Consider the following 17,788-nt stretch of genomic DNA (forward strand, 5'->3'; position numbering starts at 1 on the left):
AGGACTTTCGCAAAAAAACTAGGAATACTGGCAGGTATGGATCAGTTCGCGGCGTCGCCTAGAATGAATCAGTATGAAAAAGGCGTGCATTCACCCGACTTTCAAACAGTGCGGGCACTAGCTAAAGTATTAGAAGTGCCAACAGCCTTTTTTTACTGTGAAGAGGATGCACTAGTAGATTTAATTCTGCACTTTAAAAAATAAACTAATCGAATGGATATTTATGAAAAAAGCAGTAAGAGTTAAATTGATTTTGTATATTTCACTATTTATCGGCTTAATTATCTTCCCATTTAGCTTGTTCAAAGGATGGATATTTATTGCATACCCATCCCTTTTAATAGGCTTTACAATACCTTTCATATTACTTTTAGAGCATGATATTGAGAAGTTTCTAAAAGGGATATTTTTAATTTTATATGGGATTTTTTGGGGTGCAGTAATCCCAGAGGTATTCAGTGAGTATATGAATGGATACTTTGCCCAACAATTTGAAATTTTCAAAAATTTAGCTCTTTTTTCTTGTACCGGCGCTGGCGGTAGCATTATAGCTTCTCATTCAGAAACAGAAAGTAAGAATAAAAAGATCGAAAAAGTTGTTATTGATAAAACAGAAAAAATAGAAGAGCTAATATGTAGCATAGATAAACTGAGAAAAATAACATATCGAATCCACGCCATATATGGAGTAATTATTATATTGGTTATTCTCATCATAGTTTCAAATAGCATGCTTTAAAATACCTCTAAGAATACCAAAGCTTTATTTTCTAACAACATATAGCAAATTCATTTTTAAAGAGAGGCATCATGAGCAATAGCCTCTCTTTAAACATTGGGGCTTCGCCCCTGTCCCCCGCTATGTCGAAGCCGAAAATCGGCTTACACATAGCGGGGGACAACACATTCATACTCTTATACGCAGGTTTTATTTGCAGATTGAAAAATATTTTTAAAGTGGTAATCTTATTGTTACTGAAGCTCTAACGAGCCAGAAAAAAACAGGCGCTATTCTGCTGCCTTCAACACGTAGTAACGAGGTAAATACTATCTTTTCAAAGGTAGTAACCAACCAAAAACGGCGCACTCCAGCTGCTGACAACACGTAGAAATGAGGTTAATAATCAGGCGAGATCAGTCCGAGCCTTTTGCATATGCAAAAAACAGGGGCGAATAGGCTTAAGTGCCGCTGAGCTTTATTGCCAGTCAATCTTACAACCTTAATACGACTGGAGTCATACCATGAAATTCGATGCCCTAATCGAAGTCCAAAAACTAAAATTTGAAAGTAAGTTAATCGCAGGAAGCCGTAAAAAAACATCTAAGCTTGATAAACATAAATTCGAGCTAATAGAAATTTACAAGCAAGGGTCTAACATTGTCGAGCTTCAGCGCTGGCTAAAGCGTAAAGGTATCAATGCTCATTGGTCAACAATTCAAAGATGGATTAAAAAACATGGCTAAATTTGCGAAACCAAAAACTCAAGCACACAATGTCATAAAAGGGCTTACAAAAAGTAAGCTTATAAAGTCTCTTGGAACTGCCAGAAACTACGAGCAATCACTTAACACCGTTGCCTCTTGGGCTAAAGATATTGGCATAAACGGTATTCAGGCAATGACCATCGATCAAGCACTCAATTATTTAGATTACCGTAAAGAAATAGTGGGTCAAAAGTCATTGGATATGGAGCGCCAAGCTATACAAGCAATGATGAGGCTAAACGGCAAACTTAAAGACAAACAAACACTCCCGGTTATTAAATCAATTAACCAGCAAATTCTTAAATCACGCGCCTACACCACAGAGCAAGCACAAATAATAAGTAAGCACCAAACATCTAAATATTCATTATCAACACAAATAGCACTCTCTTCGGGGCTTCGTGCACATGAATTATTGACCATAGCCAAAGTTGAAGAGCGTAAAGCAGATAAACGACCAGCTTTTGATTCAAAATGGTCTGGTAGAAACGGTGTGCTATATACCGTTACAGGCAAAGGAGGCTTAACACGCGAAGTACTAATACCCCATGATTTATCAGCTAAACTAGAACTTCGTAAATTTAAACAACCTGTAACTGTTGTTGATAGAAAAATAAACTACTTACAGCGTTACGATATTGGAGGTGGTAAAAAATGGTCTGATTCATTTAATAAGGCATCAAACCGTACTCTTTCATTTTCCAATGGCGCTCACGGCCTAAGGCATAGCTACGCACAAGAAAGGCTATTAGAACTGATACTTAATCAATTCCCATATCAAATAGCATTAGAGACCGTGTCACAAGAAATGGGGCATTTCAGACCTGAGATTACTGAGGTGTATTTAAGATAATCAACTTTATAAGCTATCGTAATGTTTAAAAATTATACCAGATTAAATTTAGGAAAAACGAGTCAGCCATGCGCACTCTTACCATCAATATATTACTCTGACTAAAAACTCATTTTTGCCATAAGCCATTGTCAATCTCCTAGAAATACTACTGATTATAGACTTACAACAATTAATATATTCTTCATAGTCTTTATTCTCAATACCTTGTCGTTTTTTACCATGAGAAATATCATTTCTAACATTCAGCAACTTGTTTAATGGAGCGTAAATATCCTTGAGATCTTTGTATTCCAAACCTACTTGATACAGAAGCTTTTCTAAAACTTGCTGACCAACATTACTTTCCGTATTAATATAACCATCCGGAACCTTCACAATATGTTCATGTATAGTAGTAATGTTCTCTACAAATTCAACTTGCCTAAATAAGGTATGCAATTTAGTTTCATTTGGAAGACTTTTTTTAAAAACTCGTGATTTTTTGTCTTTATTATTTAATGCAATAAACTCTTTATGCAGTGTCGCTGCAGCAATTACTGGCGTTACCTGTGAACAAAGAAGGTTTTTTTTATTAATCTCATCAATGTAAAGCGAGAATGCAAACTGTACAAACCCCTCGATATGCGCATAAATCAAACAAACTATCGAGCGTCTAATCCTCATCTGATCTTCTAATTTAGTCATTCGCCTTTGTGAGTTATCGAGAAATCTAATTTCGTCCTCTCTCCACTCTCTTTCAGCTTCAATCTGCTCTTGAAAATTAGACAAACTCATTATAGTTTGAGCCTCTGTAAGTGATTGATTACAATTTCAATTCTTGCCCTTAGTGGACCAGGAGAGTTTTTCCCTCCACCTGTAGTAGCTGATTTAAATATATCATCATCTTTAATTTCATTCAGAATATCTTTCAGTCCAGCAATATGATCTGGGTTGTCTTCATCTATCTCATCTATTCGGCTTATTATGCCGGTACAAATAGCCTCAAAATGATATACAGAAAAGTTTGATTGTATTCCTTTATTTCCTTTTCTACCAAATGACTTTTCACCTAATGATTTATTTAAAATACTAAATACTTTGTTAAAAGTAATCTCTTCTTCAGTGTAATCGAAGGTTATATCTTTGTTTTCAGGATCTGTAACCTTTTCCATGTATTCAGTTAAAAAGTCTGCTACATCATGAACAAATTTATCTCTATAATTTTTTAAAGCAAAATAGCGTAAAACCAGCTCTTGGTCGAAAGAACCTAGCTGTTGCTGCTGTGAAATATTCTTAATGCAATTTACATAATCAGTGTTTTTACTCCTACTAATCACGAAATCAATAAAAGTAGGATCAAGCATTCTGATAGTACAATTTCTCAGCTGCTGTTGTGTTAGCTCTTCACCACCTGTATTAAGTCTTTTGAACATATGATAACGAAATTTATTGTCACTTCCTTTTCTCACAACCTCAACGCGCACAAATGCACGCTTTAACCTTATTTTCAACGAAGTAGGTAAATCATCATACTTTAGCTCATTCAGTTGCTCTACAATGTCACATTCTTGAAGTTTGAGAAAATCACCTTTTTTGATAGGTGGGCTAAGATGCTCGGCCTCTAAAGAACCTCGTAAATGAAGGTAAGAGGAGAAACGCTGCAAGCCGTCAATTAGCTGATAACGCCCATCCTCTGCTTCAACAACATATATAGGTGGCACAGGCATTTCTAATAATAGAGATTCTATAAACCTCGATTGTGCTCCTAGTGTCCATCTAAATAAACGCTGATAGTCAGGATTTATATCAAGTTCTCCATTAGAATGCATATCTAATAACTCGTTGAATGATAAATCTAAGCTTTGGGTATGTACCTTTTCTACATTGTGTTCTAGGGATAAAATTAAATCTTCATTTTCCATAATTAGACTCCTTTTCAAAAATTAATACGCTTTCAAAGACTTTATTGTGACTTCGATATTTTTTAGTTTTCAAATTCAAATTCGACATGTTTTTTTACTTTCAAAGCGAATATTTTCCTTTAATAACAAACCTTTAGCTTCTGACATTTCTATAACTAGCTTAGGAAGATCGCAATGTAAATCTTTATAATATGAATCCTGTACAACGCAAACAAACCTAGCGCCATATTTTAATACTCTATATATCTCATCCACTGATTCGTTCAAAGATTTAAAGTATTGTACAAAATTTTTAAAATAGTATGTCTTTGATGCTTTTGAATCATGTGCTTTTACACTTTCAAGAAATCGTACACATGCCGAACCTAATTTGATCAAAGATTCATCAACCGTCTTTGGTACTGTGGTAGTACCCATTAATTCTCTTCTAATTGAATCTAGCTCCAAACTACCATTCACACATAGAATAGCTAGTTCAGGAGAGGTGGCGACACCGTAATCTATACGCGTACAATATGGAGGTGATGATAGAGCTAAATCAATAGAAGATGAATCTACTTTTAGCTTAGTAGATGAACCAATCTTAATATTACTAAGATTATCGGGCCAGCAATGATCTAGCTCAGAGATTCCTTTAGTGATTTCTTTTAATTTGAAGATATATTTTCTTTTGAACTCTACCCAAGACGCTGTTATTTTTTCAGATTCAGTTTTAGGCTTCTTTACCCATGTAGGGTTAGAGGGAATAAAAGGAGAAAGATACTCTCTCACACAGTTAAAAAGCACTGTATACATCAAGCAATGTGCCACATCCATTGAATTAACTTTATCCTCAGTACTTTTATACAGCTTCCCCATCAGAATTATTTTTTCTATTCGTCGAATAGAGTTGACGCACTCCATATCAAACCAACCTAATAAAGGATCATTCTTCCATAATGGCACCTTTACATTTGCTCTAATTTTCTTAGCGCGATTTAATATTACAGCAAGGTCATTCGATGTCGTTTGCTTCGCCATTGCTATAATTTTCATAACCGGATTTAAGTCAATACCTATTGATTGATACCCATTCATAGATGCAAGTAATGTCGTAGTACCTGCACCATTCCATGGGTCTAGAATCACCGAATCTTTTGGAAGATTGACAGAATCAATAATACTTTGAGTAAAGGCATGTGAATATCCAGCATAATAATTATACCATGCAGATTTGATATCTATCGATTCATTAGTACGTTTTGGATTAACTACTCTCAAAGAATTCTCTTTAAATTTTTCTTTAATATCACATACATCTAGATAATGAGGATGAACGTAAACACTTCAGGTTAATATGTCAAATATTCAATTCTGAATATTATCATTTCCCGTAAGTTCAACAAATTAACCTCTATTTATTGGAAGGGAATGATATCATTTTTTCTCTGTAAGGTTTTACATTGTTTATAAAATTCTGATTAATGTAAATGAACAAAACAATCTAAAACATTCTATTCAATTTTTCCCCCCATTTAATCAAAGCTTCTCTTCTGACGTCAAAATACTCTTGCATATTATATACCCCCTGCACTCCTTGCAGTTGATGGTTTAGTATTTTTTCGATCACTATTGGATCTGTTCCAATATCAGTATCACCTAAGCGAGTAGCGACTGTTCTTCTTAAATCGTGAGGTACAAATTTTGGGACTCCCAATTTCTCTAATTTACGGCTTATGGAGCGTGACAGTGAGTGCCTATCAATGGGCTGTTCGCCTGGGCCTGATTTATTAGTTGTTGTGCTCGGGAACACATATTTAGAATTGAGATAGCCAAATGCTGCCCGTAACTCATCAAGCAAAATAACCATATTTTGAGTAATCGGTACTTTATGGGTTCTTTCGCCATCTTTGTTTTGTTTTACGCGATCGGCTGGGATTGTCCATATCATTTTGTCAAAATCAAATTCTTGCCACTGTGCGCCTGTAACTTCTATTGGCCGACAACCTGTTAAAGTAATACATTTCAATGCGTAAATAACTTGCTGGCTAACACCTAGCTTTGGTAAGCGTTCAAAAACTTGAATCACTTCGTCAAACTCCAGTGCTCTGGTTCGAGACTTTTCAAGGCCACCTACGCTTTTCTTTTTAACCGTACTTACAGGATTGCCCTGCATAAGGTCTCTCTCAACACCAAAGTCGAACATTTGTTTTAAAATAGAGAGTGTTTTATTTGCTTGGGTATTTGAACCTCGATCTTTTATTGGATCAAGCACCTTATTAAGAATGTCACGCCGAGTTATCTCTTTAAGTTTATAATTTCCAATAAAGGGCAAAATGTCTTTTTTGAACATTCTCATTACGGGATCTACGTCTTTTCGGTTAACTTTAATGTCTCTTTCAATAAACTCTTGGGCAAGCTCTTCAACGGTTGGTGATGTATCTTCGATAAACTGCTGCTTTAGTGATAGCTGCTTTGTATCGTATACGTCTTCACCTAAAGCAACTCGCCCTTTTAAGCTTTCAACTTCCTTGCGGACATCTTTTAAATCGCATTCACCAAAGTACCCTAAATGGTAATTACGCTGTTTACCTTTAATGCCACCAAAACGATAATTTAAGTAAAGTGCAATTTTACGCTTTTTATCATTTTGTGCTTTACCTACACGTGCATGAAATCCACTTAACTTTGTGTCATTTATCCGTTTAATAGGTTCAGGAACTGAGCTTAATAACGAATCAGTTAATAACATTTTCACGACAGGCATATGTAGCACCAAATATTAAACATAAAGTACATGCAGCATATATGTAGCATCACCCGTATTCAACTACTTAATTCTACTTAGAGCTAACCTATACTAATAAATTAAATTTAAACCATCTATAACAGAGGGTTAAATTAAAAACACATTCTACTTGCAGCTACTTACTTCTACTTAAATCTAATCTTTATTTTTATGGGGTGGCAGGGGTCGAGAGTTCGAATCTCTCCATACCGACCAATTAATTCCTCTTTATTTCAAATTGTTATAAATTAAACTCTCTTCTTTATCGCACAATTAAATTATTAGCAGGACTAAGTTGAACTCAGGTGCATATTTTGAAACTCAGATAGGTTTTGCTTTAGTTCAGCTTTTGCCTATTTTCCCGATAGCACTGCTTTTATTTATATTATTTAAATTTTCTGACGTTACTCAATATATTTCAGAGATTTTAAAAATAAGTAGCAACAAATTTCTTTTGGGTTTTGGTTTTTTATCTTGCGTTTTGGTATCGGATAGTATCTTTGGTTACTTTAAAGTTTCACATTTACGCCAAATCATTGATGAGAAAAAGTATCAGATGGTAGTTGGATGCGTGAAACATTACAATTCTGAGACTTCACCAACAAACTACCGTACGGAAACGTTCGTAATCGAAAATACAAAATTCCAATTTAACAATTACACTCAAAGTTTATATTTTACTGGCGATGATCATACCGATAACTTCATCACTGAAGGCCAGTGTATGGAAATCAGTTATGTCATAGACGGTCAGAAAAATCACATTTTTAAAATCGTCCCGTTAACGAGGCGTGACTAATGCCCGCAATTGGGACTAAGCAGCGGGTTGACCTGACCCGATAAAGTAGACATTGAGTAGCTAGTTGATTTAACTCGTACCATCTAAGTAATATGATAAAAGAAGTTATTTAGTTTTTATATAAAAACAATCTTCGCTTCTAATAATACTCTTAATTAGCAATAACTTACCCTTTTACTATTAATAGAAAAGACTAAAATAAGAACCCTACCACGTTAAGGTAAAAAATTACCTCTGATAAAGCTGTTACATTCACTTGGCCATTATAAGCAAATATACCTTCATTGAAAAAATCAAATAAGCTATTGAATAATATTGGTTTTATTTATTAAATTGCAAGCAGCTGCTATATGTAATATCATTGATTACAAGTGTAATCTGTGTTTTTTATTTACAGATTTATTAAATGATTAAGGGAACATAGTTTATGGGGAAAAATATATTTTTTTGTCTTTTTGTAGGGTTGTATGGAATAAAAGCTGTTGCACAACAACACAACTTTGCTGAATTAATGCAGTGCCATAACTCTTCAGAAGCTCCTGGCATGGTTGTTAGATTAGAACAGTCAGGTAAACATATTTATAGTGGTGCGGTTGGTTTGGCAAATATTGATACTGAGAGGCCTCTCAATGTAGATGATATATTTCAAATAGGTTCTGTCACGAAAACATTTACTGCTGCAGCGATCTTGAAACTATCGGAAGAAAAAAAGCTATCATTACAAGATACATTAGAGCAATTTATTCCTGATATTAACCCTGAGTTTAGGTATTTAACGATTGATAGAGTTTTAAGCCATACTTCTGGCCTGCCAGATTACTTAGGGGAACCTTCAGTAAGTAAAATTTATGATAAGTATGCTTCTATTGACTTAGTTATACAAAATATAAGTAAACAACATCTTAACTCTGAGTCTGGTAAAAAATATAGTTATTCAAATTTGGGTTACGTCTTTCTGGGAAAAGTCATTGAAGTTGCTTCTGATACTTCATATGACCAGTTCATGTCAAACACATTTTTTAAACCTCTGAAAATGGATAATACTTTTGTTATTACTAAAGGAACATCTGCTGGGAAAGTAAACGGCTACACTACTAGTCGTAATGAGCCTAAAAAGTATATTAACCCTGAAGATTCAACTGAAAGGCAATGGAATGTTGATCGTAGTTGGATCTATTCTGCGGGCGCTATTGCTTCTACACTTGCTGATATGCACCTTTGGCAAAATGCATTAAAGTCAGGGCATGTAATTTCAAAAGAAAACTATAAACTAATGACCACCAAGGCATTATTAAATAATAATTCGCATGTGGATTATGGATATGGCTTAGATATATACAAAATAAGTGGATTAGATAGCTTTAGCCACCAAGGTCAGGTTCCCGGATTTTTTGCTTGGCATGTCTATTTCCCAAATGAAGATTTAACCGCTACAGCTTTAACCAACATCGACACAAAACACCCAGGCCCTGCTCTATTAGACATGATAGCGCTACAACTAAATTTATCTCCTAAGCAAGTAAATAGTCAAAAAGCAAAGGCCCTAGCAGCATCTTTAGTTGGAAGTTATCGTTCTTCCGATTCGAAAATTTTAAATATTTCGTTCGAAAACGGTACACTTTATTCCCAATATGAAGGTGAGAATAAACTAAAAATCATACCCCGGGAAAACAACTCGTACTCTTATGAGTGTACTGAAAATTACTTTCAGCTTAGAAAAAATAATGGAAAACATGAAATCGTCCCAGTTTATTTATATCAAGGTGAGCAAGATGCACTTGTAAAATTAGAATTATAAAAAATAGGCTAAGGTTACCAACGGCTGCCCTTGGCACTAAGCTGTCGGGGAACTAGTCCTGAAAGTTCTAAACCTTATTGTCTCAGTTTCATATTTTGCTGTTTAATTTCAATCTAAGTGCCCTGTCACATTAAGTTATCCAATATCTTTTATGTTCTTAAACTAAGACTGGTATAAAATACAGCAGCCTGTTGAGTTGGTTTTTCGCCCGTTTCTTTGGTTTTTTTTTAACTGCTTTTTAACAAGCTGCTGCGAATTACTTCGCTTTTTAACCGCTGTGTCTGTAGCTGCTTTTTTCTGCCTCCCCTTAATTTCATCACTCAATGAATTAACTTTTGACCACTACAGCACTTTGCAAACCTCCTTAGCAGGTAAAAGGTGGAGTTTGAAGTCATACCCACAACCACTCGTACCACAACTATGAATTAACTCGGTAATGCACTCGTTTTAGATTTTTTATAAACAGTTTTACCCGCAGATACTAGTCCTACTTTGCAAATAGGTTGTGTGGAAATGAGATTGTTCTTTTTCGATAAATATTGTTGCTTATTGGGTACGGAAAAGGTTAAACCTTCAAAATTAGGTAATGGTTTAACTGTGATTTTTTTAATAAATCCTCTTTATCACTCCCAATCTCATTGAAGGTAAGATTAACTTCGATTTCAACCGTCGGAGATTCTTTGAAGATTTCAATTAAAGATTGACGATCCATTAGGGCAATTTCATTTAGTGGGATGGTTGATTCATTTGCTCAAAGACAGCCTGAAACTAGTACTGAGACCACTGCTAATTTATAAAGACGCACTTCTGTATTCCTTTGCATGATTTGTAAATGAGATTTAAATTATCAAGATTTAAGGCAGCCATTTAGAAAACTAAGTGTCTTAAGGGTTATTTTTTTAATGGTATCAAAGCATATAACCATTAAGAGGTGAGGTAGATGAGTTTTACTATCATTAACTAAATTAGACAGCCTCATTAATTAAGCAAACCTATGCACTAAATTTACTTTCTTGGGTTGAGCGTTGGTAATCTCCATTTCTAACGGAGGCCGCAGAGCTATATGAAATTAATTTTAAATCTTATATAACTTTATTTAATTGCTTCACTTGGTGATCAAAAATATCATTCATCTTTGACATAGTCTCAGTTGCGAGTTCAAAGTACTGATTACTATCTATCGCAACTTTAGCTGCACCAACTAATTCTGACGTCATCACTTCTATTAATTTATTCATACTTTCAGTCGCTTTTTTCACTAGATTAGTGTGGGTATGGTGCTCTTCTGGTAGATGTGATAATCGTTGTAAAGTATCAATAGTGGTTTTTGCCATTGTTTGAATTAAAAAATTTAACCTGATTTTATCAACACTTGAACAGCATTGTTGAACAGCAACGCTAACTCCGATGGCTCGTGACTGGCCTATATTTTCTGTCGTTAATATTAACTCGCGCCAAACATACCCTATATTATTTATTTTTGGTAAAAAATCGGCCGTTAAATGCGAGCTTTCAGCGGTATCCTCTAATAAATAGGCTAAGTTTTTAATCATCATCGTATGCTGTTCAAAACTATTACTGACCGATGATTTATTGTTAAAACTAAGAAGTCTACCCCAATGATCAGTAAAGGCTGCCCAACGCTCATTTTTAGCAACAGGTGAAAGCATTAAAGAGTTAATTTCTTGAGAAATTAATTTTTTAATACCAGTCAATTTAGCCTCTGCGTTAGTATCGCCATTTAACCAAGCAGCAGTGAGTCCTCGGTGTTGTTGAGCGAAAATAATTATCCTTTTGATCTGACAAATATGTACGAGTCCGTCTTTTTGTATTTTTTTATTGTTGCTTATTTTCATTTTTTTTATCAAAAAAATAATAAGGATACAAAAAGTAGCTGTAGTTAAGGTTATCCATTGCATATTACACTCCTTAATAAGAACGACTATTGCCTTTGGGTTAATTTACGTAAATGATTTGCAACTAATTGAGATTGGACCGCTATATCTGAATTAGCTTGTGCACCAAGAACAACTTGCGCAATATGTTCAGAAATCTCATGGGTTGCAGCTGCCTGCTCGGTTGACACATTACTCACTATTTCCATTTGATGCTTAACCTGCTCAGTTGCTTTTTCGATATCGTTAAATGAAATATCGACCTCATTAACTTTTTGAAGGCAAACATCAGTTTGTATAACGACCTCACTCATCGTGCTAACAATCTCACTGCTTTCTTTCAATACATCATCAATATTGGCCACAATACTGTCCGTAGAATTATGTGTACGTTTAGCTAAAGCTCGAACTTCTTCTGCAACAACAGCAAAACCTAAACCAAACTCTCCTGCTCGAGCCGCTTCAATTGAAGCATTAAGTGCTAGTAGATTTATTTGTTGAGAAATTTGTTGTATCGATTCAGTGATCTTTTCAACATTTATAACTAATTCATTCAACGAAACCATACGCTGCTGGGTTATTTTGGCCCTTTTATTTACGTTGGTTACCGCATTACTTAGTGACACTAAAGTGTCTCTACCCTGATTAGCTATTTCTGAAGCTAAACATGAAGAGTGATGTGTTTTAGATATTTCGTTATTAATCTCGCCTAGTGAATGGCTCATTTGTGTCACTGCTGATGCTGTTGAATTTATAGCGTCGGATTGAAGCAAAACATTATTTTTTACTTCCGATGAAATTTCAATAACCTGAATCGCGGAATACTCAACCTCTTTATTTTTTTCATTATGATGGGTAATAACTCGACCTAACTCACGATATTTTACTAGTAACTCCTCAATAAATTCTGAGTTTGCCAAACTGTTAAAATGAATATCGCGGTGATCGAAATTTTTAGTATTAATGTGTTCAATAACACTCTTGATTTGTTTTAATTGTGAACTTGCAATACAAGCAATGCCCGATAGAAGATATAAAAGAACGACAAAAACAAAGATTAACTTCACTATTGGAAAATAAAATAAACTTACAAAAAAGCCAAAGAAGATAGTTAATGTTATCCAAAAATAAATTTTTAATCCTAAATTTTTTATTAATAAAGTTATAGGTAAAAATATTATCAAAATAGTGTGGCCCAATTAAGAATGCGGATGATTTTTAATTGCAAGATACGAACCAATATTTAATAACCTGATTTTAAACAGTATTTTATTTTTTAATTTATAAGTAATTAACTATTATGATGATAACGAAAAATAATGCTCTCTTTTGGTGCATTTACTTCTATATTTTATTAATTCCCTTTAAAAGAAATATTCTTACTTTTAAAACGGTATGACAGACATGCTTTAGTACCCTTGTGGGCTAAGTAAAAACCGAGCAAATCGATAATAAATCTATGTTATTAAATATTTATATCAGAGTTCACATTGGTTATTTTATGAAAGGAATTTTTTGATAGTTTAACTTTAAGCTAAGATGACAAGCTAAGCATTTATTTTATAAAAACTAAGTTATAAAAGCCCCTAAAGGCGCATCTATAATATTTAAAAGGTACTACTTTAGTGCTTACGACCTACACCATTTCGTACCATGTCTTGCCCTGTTTGGAACACGTCTTCTGTAATCATGCGTGCTAAAAGTAGCTTTTGATTATCGTCAAACACAGCAACAAAACGGCTGCCATCTTTGTTATTAGTAGCCATACCAACACCGGCAACACCTTTAAGTCCAAAACCACCGTTTTCGACATCTATTAAAAAGCTTTCTAGTTCGGCTAAAGTATCAATTACGTCATTTTCATTATTCATTTTAAAACTCTTTTAGTAAGGCCTTGGCTAGGCTTTTAAATCATTATGGTGGCTATTTTATAGAGAAGAGCCAAAAACTTAAACCCTCGGCTCAGGTTAGTAACTAAATCGACTTTATAGCTAACTCTAAATTGCTTAGCGCACAACCAAACTCTTTTGCATTAACGCGATGATACTGTGTGTCACTCGTTGCTGTAAGGCTAATTATAAACTCATCTTGTTGAGCTACCGCACTTTGCTCTTGGCTTAGGCACATAGCTTGAGTAAGTGAGCGCAGTTTTGAGTTTGTTAAAATTGAGCCAAAACGCTGCACTGGCAGTGGAGGTATTTTTATAGCGGGTAACGCTTCATCTATGGTGCGTGCGCTTAAGGTAAACGTGTTATTGGTAATATCAATTACGCTGCCTGTAGGCCAGTACGAATAACTATAGCCTTTAACATTTGGCTGTACTTTATCTTGATTAGCTAAATGCACTACACCACTTTTGCCTATTACGGTTATTAAACTACCTTCTGGCGATTTAATAACAACCAAAGCCGTATTTTCATCAATACCAAAACCATGTTGAATCTCTGTTTTAGTATTTTTTACTTCGTTTTTATTTAACGCTGCTGTAAGCCTAAATGTACGGTTTTTTTCGCTAAATTGAGTATCTAGTACACCAAAATTAAAGCTGCCAAGTCCACCAGCATTAGTGTTATTTTCACCTTTACGAAGTGCCTCAAGGCTTGTCGTATTTGTAAGCATGCCCGTCACTTTACTTTGGATTGCAGCACCGGCTCCTTCACCTACAATTACTGGGCGAGTTTGCAATGCTTGCGTCCACGGGTATGGGTTATTGTTTTGATCAAATAATATCTTGTGTGTTAAAGCCGCATCACCATCATTAAACATAACGCCGGTACTGCTTTTAATAAGTGATACAAGTGCATTAGTGCCACTTTTACATAAAGCGTATTCGGCCTTTGTGCGCTCGGGATAAATTGCTTCACGGTTATACACATTCATTAATGTATTTCTGAGCGCTGGTAATTTATCACACGAGTTACTCGTAATCGCTTTAGCAAGCGCGGGCGTTAGTGCTAACCATTGAGTGCTTATATTTGATTGCTCTAAAAGACTCTGTGCTACATCTGCCGACTCATAAGGGTCGCGGCTCGATGCCGTAATAGCAAGCATTGTAGGTTTTGCGTTATTAACTTTTAAACCGCCCGACACAAATTGTAAAATATTATTAGTAGCGCTCTCGTTATTGAGTTCAGTGTTTACTTGTTCTTTTAAACGCTCGCCATCATTATCTAATTGATGCGTTTCTAACATATCAAACAAAAAATCGAACTCTTGATCTGTCAAACGACTTAGCTCTTCGTTATTTATATCACGCCATAGCCAAAGCAATTCAGCTTTAGTCATTGGTGAAGTACTTTTAGGATGTAATGCGGTCAACGAGTTAAACGCTTCCAACTTAGTTACGCTGTTATTATTGGGCCAGCGTGAGTTAATTTGATTAATTTTAGCGCTTGTGATTGTAAATAAACGATGCTTTTTACCTAGAATTTTCGTGTTATTTTTACAACTTTTTAAATTCGAACTAGAGCATACCGAAAATGTGCTACCGGCTAAAACCAACGTTTGGCTTTGCTCTTTACATGCTAAGCTTGTTGAAAATACAACCATTAAAAATATGGCAAAAGATTGTGTTAATTGCAGTTTTTGGCAAAACAAAAATACGTATTTCATAATATAAACTCTAAGGCCTGCTGACCTTTCAGGATTAAAATTTGTTCTATCTAGGGGCGGTTTAATCGCAGTACGATATTTTTAGCCTCGTAGGAGTAAGTACTTAACCTGAACTCTGGATAATAAATCTATCTCGAGCAGCTATTTTCAGCGCTAACTGCGTTGAATTTGCTAAAAGTCTCTGGCTAGAGAAAATAAATTAAAATATCAAAAAGCATTCAATACGTTAGTAAATCTCTTAACCAGATTTTAGGTTAATTTATATAGTAATGGTTAGTAAATTGAGCCGTTCAGTTAAATCTAAAACATTAACTCAATAAAGTAGTCGCCAATTACTACCGGAATTAAAAGACTTGTTTTTCATTATTTTTAGCCGCTATAAATTTTGTTCCGTGTTTATTTATATGAGCCTCATAATTTTTAACCGTAATAGGTTGTGCAAAATAAAAACCTTGGAACTCTTTACAACCCATTTCCGCCATAATAGCAACTTGTTCTTGCGTTTCAACACCTTCGGCAACACATTTTATATCTAATTCTTCGCACATAACGAGTATCGCTTTGACTAAACTCTTTTGACGTGAAGAATGAGTAATTTGACTGATAAGAGAACGGTCGAGTTTGAGCTTATTTATAGGATAATGGGCAAGACGAGCAATATTTGAGTATCCGACCCCAAAATCGTCAACTGATATTATAAAACCCCACGATTGCAATGTTTGCATTAGCTTTAATGAATGGCCTTGATTTGCTTCAAGTGAGGTCTCAGTAAGCTCTAACTCTATTTGCTGCGGCTTTACGTTAAAATCAGCTAAAGATTTTACTAGTTTTGAAATAAAGTCAGGCTGGCTGAAATCAATTAAAGATATATTTATTGCTATAGGCACACTTGGCATATCCACTGTAGACCACTGAGCAATTTGAGCACACACTTTTTGAATAATCAAATCAGTTAACCTACTGATCATTCTGTACTCTTCTGCAATAGGTATAAATACAACTGGTGATACGTTGCCAAGTATTGAACTATGCCACCTCGTGAGTGCTTCGAGCCCTATGCACTCTCCTTTAGCATTCACTTTTGGTTGGTAGTACACCGATAAATCACCTTGTTGAAGCGCTTCATCGAGCAACATTGATATTTCGTATTTTTCTATAAACGCTTGTGATTGTTCTTCACTATAGCTGCAAATAGGAGAATTACTGTTTGCTAATTTAAGTGCTTCGCAGGCATTTGTTAACACTTCAGCACTACTTTTCCCATGATTTGGGTAGCGCGCAAAACCAAATAAAAAAGTTTGCTGACACTTATTTCCAATTACATTATATGTTTCGTCTAACGTGTTTTTTATATTTACCAAAAGTTTATCTTTTAGTTCGTTTGCCGAATGTGTTCCAACAATAAAAGCCAGTTTCCCCACTCCTACATGCGCACACAACAAAGGGCCTTCTGGCATCTTTTTTAAACGCTTAAATGCACTAATTAGCAAAGCTTGTGAATCAATTTTAGTAAACTTTAAATTTAAATACTCACTATTAGCCGTTTGTGTAACAACAATATAAAAGCCTTTGTGATATTTAATGGTTAATCTGTTGCACTGTGTTTCAAACCATCCTCTATTTGGTAGCTTTGTTTGTGGATCTCTAAAGCGTAAGCGCTTGTTTTCTTGCTCCATTATAGTTAAGTTTTGTTTGATTAACTGTTCTTGAGTACAATCATAAAAATCATAAACACGATAATTAGCACTCATTACGTGCTGGTAGTTAGTCCGAAAAAAACTGTTTTTGTGTTTAACAATTTGATCTTGAGCATCAAGCTCATCAACATCAAGCGAAGGTAATAAATTGAATAGTTTAACGCCATGTTCTTTTAAATGTTTTTTAATATCAAACATATCAATAGCATGTTGATTAAAATCTGTAATCACAAAATTTTCATCTACAATAATCTTCGCTTTGTTTGATTCAGTAAAAAGAGCCCTATAAAGATCGTTTTTATCTTTGAGGTAAGTATTAGCGCTCTTCATACTTTTATTTAAGCGTTTTGCCGCAACAATAGTGCGAGCAAAAGCAAGTGGAATACAAACATTTAAAGATAAAAATATAAGGCTTGTAATATACAGCTTTTCATCAGAAAGTTTAGTTGAGACACCAGATAAAGAAGATAGATTTATGTCGTTAACTATAATATAAAAAGGAATTATATTTAACACAGCATAAAAAATGGCCGTTCTGCACCCTATTAACATTAGTGCGATTAAAGGGCACGAAAACATATATATCGAGCCAATTTTTGCCAGCTCTAAATCGGTCACGAATAAGTTAATACACAGACTTGCTGCAACTATAGAGAGCAGCAGTGCATGCGCACAAAATATATAATACCTTTTGCTTGCTGCTAATAATAAGGTCGTTATAAAAAAGAAACTAACGCTTAGTCCTACAAAGTATAAAATATTAAATTCGGCAGCTTGTTTAGATTTATGAAGCGATATAGCTAGGCATAATAAAATACCGGTTGCAAAAATAATACGTAAAGCACTCACACGCCAATTAGGTATTTGCCCTGTTGGTAAATGATGGTCTTCAAGCAAAAAAAAATCGACTGAAAAAGTGCATGGTAATCAATAATGAGACTCAGGTAGCGTAAATTAAACATTGATACTAAAAAAAAG

The 17,788-nt window shown here is 34.7% G+C and carries 15 protein-coding genes; 6 read left to right on the forward strand and 9 right to left on the reverse strand.

Translation table 11 applies throughout. From position 1 onward, the window contains the following. From P20495_RS20535 to P20495_RS10415, 4 genes are all read left to right on the forward strand, one after another. Nucleotides 1-204 (forward strand): helix-turn-helix domain-containing protein (locus tag P20495_RS20535; protein WP_033015727.1); only part of this gene is annotated, 204 nt, incomplete at its 5' end. Between the two features lie 19 nt (nucleotides 205-223). Then, on the forward strand, nucleotides 224-739 hold the full coding sequence (locus P20495_RS10425; protein ID WP_008136220.1) for a hypothetical protein: 516 nt from the start codon (nucleotides 224-226) through the stop codon (nucleotides 737-739). A 503-nt stretch (nucleotides 740-1,242) separates the two neighbouring features. Further along, entirely contained in the window at nucleotides 1,243-1,464 is a 222-nt protein-coding gene (locus tag P20495_RS10420) for a hypothetical protein (RefSeq protein ID WP_008136222.1), read from the forward strand. Continuing rightward, entirely contained in the window at nucleotides 1,457-2,338 is an 882-nt protein-coding gene (locus tag P20495_RS10415) for a site-specific integrase (RefSeq protein WP_008136224.1), read from the forward strand. Before P20495_RS10420 ends, P20495_RS10415 begins: the two co-directional genes overlap by 8 nt. Nucleotides 2,339-2,422: 84 nt before the next feature. Here the strand turns inward: P20495_RS10415 and P20495_RS10410 are convergent, their stop codons facing one another. From P20495_RS10410 to P20495_RS10400, 4 genes are all read right to left on the reverse strand, one after another. Continuing rightward, nucleotides 2,423-3,115 (reverse strand): MAE_28990/MAE_18760 family HEPN-like nuclease, encoded by a 693-nt coding sequence (locus P20495_RS10410; RefSeq protein ID WP_008136226.1) that lies wholly within the window; start codon nucleotides 3,113-3,115, stop codon nucleotides 2,423-2,425. Continuing rightward, the gene (locus P20495_RS10405; protein ID WP_008136228.1) at nucleotides 3,115-4,242 is read right to left on the reverse strand and encodes a DUF262 domain-containing protein; all 1,128 of its coding nucleotides are present in this window, start codon (nucleotides 4,240-4,242) and stop codon (nucleotides 3,115-3,117) included. Before P20495_RS10405 ends, P20495_RS10410 begins: the two co-directional genes overlap by 1 nt. A gap of 75 nt (nucleotides 4,243-4,317) precedes the next feature. Then, nucleotides 4,318-5,502, reverse strand: a complete 1,185-nt coding sequence (locus P20495_RS20540; RefSeq protein WP_008136231.1) for a hypothetical protein — start codon at nucleotides 5,500-5,502, stop codon at nucleotides 4,318-4,320. Between the two features lie 223 nt (nucleotides 5,503-5,725). After that, nucleotides 5,726-6,988, reverse strand: a complete 1,263-nt coding sequence (locus P20495_RS10400) for a tyrosine-type recombinase/integrase (protein ID WP_008136233.1) — start codon at nucleotides 6,986-6,988, stop codon at nucleotides 5,726-5,728. A gap of 316 nt (nucleotides 6,989-7,304) precedes the next feature. Between P20495_RS10400 and P20495_RS20545 the strand changes: the two genes are divergently transcribed. Both P20495_RS20545 and P20495_RS10395 read left to right on the forward strand, forming a co-directional pair. Further along, nucleotides 7,305-7,808 carry a hypothetical protein gene (locus P20495_RS20545; protein WP_033015729.1) on the forward strand — a complete coding sequence of 168 codons (504 nt, stop codon included), beginning with the start codon at nucleotides 7,305-7,307 and terminating at the stop codon, nucleotides 7,806-7,808. A 427-nt stretch (nucleotides 7,809-8,235) separates the two neighbouring features. Further along, on the forward strand, nucleotides 8,236-9,606 hold the full coding sequence (locus P20495_RS10395; RefSeq protein WP_008136235.1) for a serine hydrolase: 1,371 nt from the start codon (nucleotides 8,236-8,238) through the stop codon (nucleotides 9,604-9,606). A 1,082-nt stretch (nucleotides 9,607-10,688) separates the two neighbouring features. Here P20495_RS10395 and P20495_RS10390 read toward each other — a convergent pair. The 5 genes from P20495_RS10390 to P20495_RS22240 form a co-directional block, all read right to left on the reverse strand. Continuing rightward, nucleotides 10,689-11,525, reverse strand: coding sequence for a nitrate- and nitrite sensing domain-containing protein (locus tag P20495_RS10390; RefSeq protein WP_008136239.1), 837 nt, complete (start codon nucleotides 11,523-11,525; stop codon nucleotides 10,689-10,691). A 23-nt stretch (nucleotides 11,526-11,548) separates the two neighbouring features. After that, a complete protein-coding gene (locus P20495_RS10385; protein WP_083829668.1) occupies nucleotides 11,549-12,685 on the reverse strand; it encodes a methyl-accepting chemotaxis protein in 1,137 nt (378 codons plus the stop codon). 438 nt (nucleotides 12,686-13,123) lie between these two features. Continuing rightward, nucleotides 13,124-13,372, reverse strand: a complete 249-nt coding sequence (locus P20495_RS10380; RefSeq protein ID WP_007580368.1) for a hypothetical protein — start codon at nucleotides 13,370-13,372, stop codon at nucleotides 13,124-13,126. A 103-nt stretch (nucleotides 13,373-13,475) separates the two neighbouring features. Then, nucleotides 13,476-15,113, reverse strand: a complete 1,638-nt coding sequence (locus P20495_RS10375) for a cyanophycinase (RefSeq protein ID WP_008136246.1) — start codon at nucleotides 15,111-15,113, stop codon at nucleotides 13,476-13,478. Nucleotides 15,114-15,457: 344 nt separating this feature from the next. Beyond that, nucleotides 15,458-17,707 carry a bifunctional diguanylate cyclase/phosphodiesterase gene (locus P20495_RS22240; protein WP_008136248.1) on the reverse strand — a complete coding sequence of 750 codons (2,250 nt, stop codon included), beginning with the start codon at nucleotides 17,705-17,707 and terminating at the stop codon, nucleotides 15,458-15,460. Nucleotides 17,708-17,788: the final 81 nt, after the last annotated feature.

The organism is Pseudoalteromonas sp. BSi20495, assembly GCF_000241185.1.
GTDB classification, from domain to species: Bacteria; Pseudomonadota; Gammaproteobacteria; order Enterobacterales; family Alteromonadaceae; genus Pseudoalteromonas; species Pseudoalteromonas fuliginea.

Coding starts and splice junctions, on each gene's coding strand:
- P20495_RS10375 (WP_008136246.1), bottom strand. CDS start 15,113: ATGAAATACGTATTTTTGTTTTGCCAAAAACTGCAATTAACACAATCT.
- P20495_RS10425 (WP_008136220.1), top strand. CDS start 224: ATGAAAAAAGCAGTAAGAGTTAAATTGATTTTGTATATTTCACTATTT.
- P20495_RS10380 (WP_007580368.1), bottom strand. CDS start 13,372: ATGAATAATGAAAATGACGTAATTGATACTTTAGCCGAACTAGAAAGC.
- P20495_RS10410 (WP_008136226.1), bottom strand. CDS start 3,115: ATGAGTTTGTCTAATTTTCAAGAGCAGATTGAAGCTGAAAGAGAGTGG.
- P20495_RS10390 (WP_008136239.1), bottom strand. CDS start 11,525: ATGCAATGGATAACCTTAACTACAGCTACTTTTTGTATCCTTATTATT.
- P20495_RS10395 (WP_008136235.1), top strand. CDS start 8,236: ATGGGGAAAAATATATTTTTTTGTCTTTTTGTAGGGTTGTATGGAATA.
- P20495_RS10400 (WP_008136233.1), bottom strand. CDS start 6,988: ATGCCTGTCGTGAAAATGTTATTAACTGATTCGTTATTAAGCTCAGTT.
- P20495_RS10415 (WP_008136224.1), top strand. CDS start 1,457: ATGGCTAAATTTGCGAAACCAAAAACTCAAGCACACAATGTCATAAAA.
- P20495_RS10405 (WP_008136228.1), bottom strand. CDS start 4,242: ATGGAAAATGAAGATTTAATTTTATCCCTAGAACACAATGTAGAAAAG.
- P20495_RS10420 (WP_008136222.1), top strand. CDS start 1,243: ATGAAATTCGATGCCCTAATCGAAGTCCAAAAACTAAAATTTGAAAGT.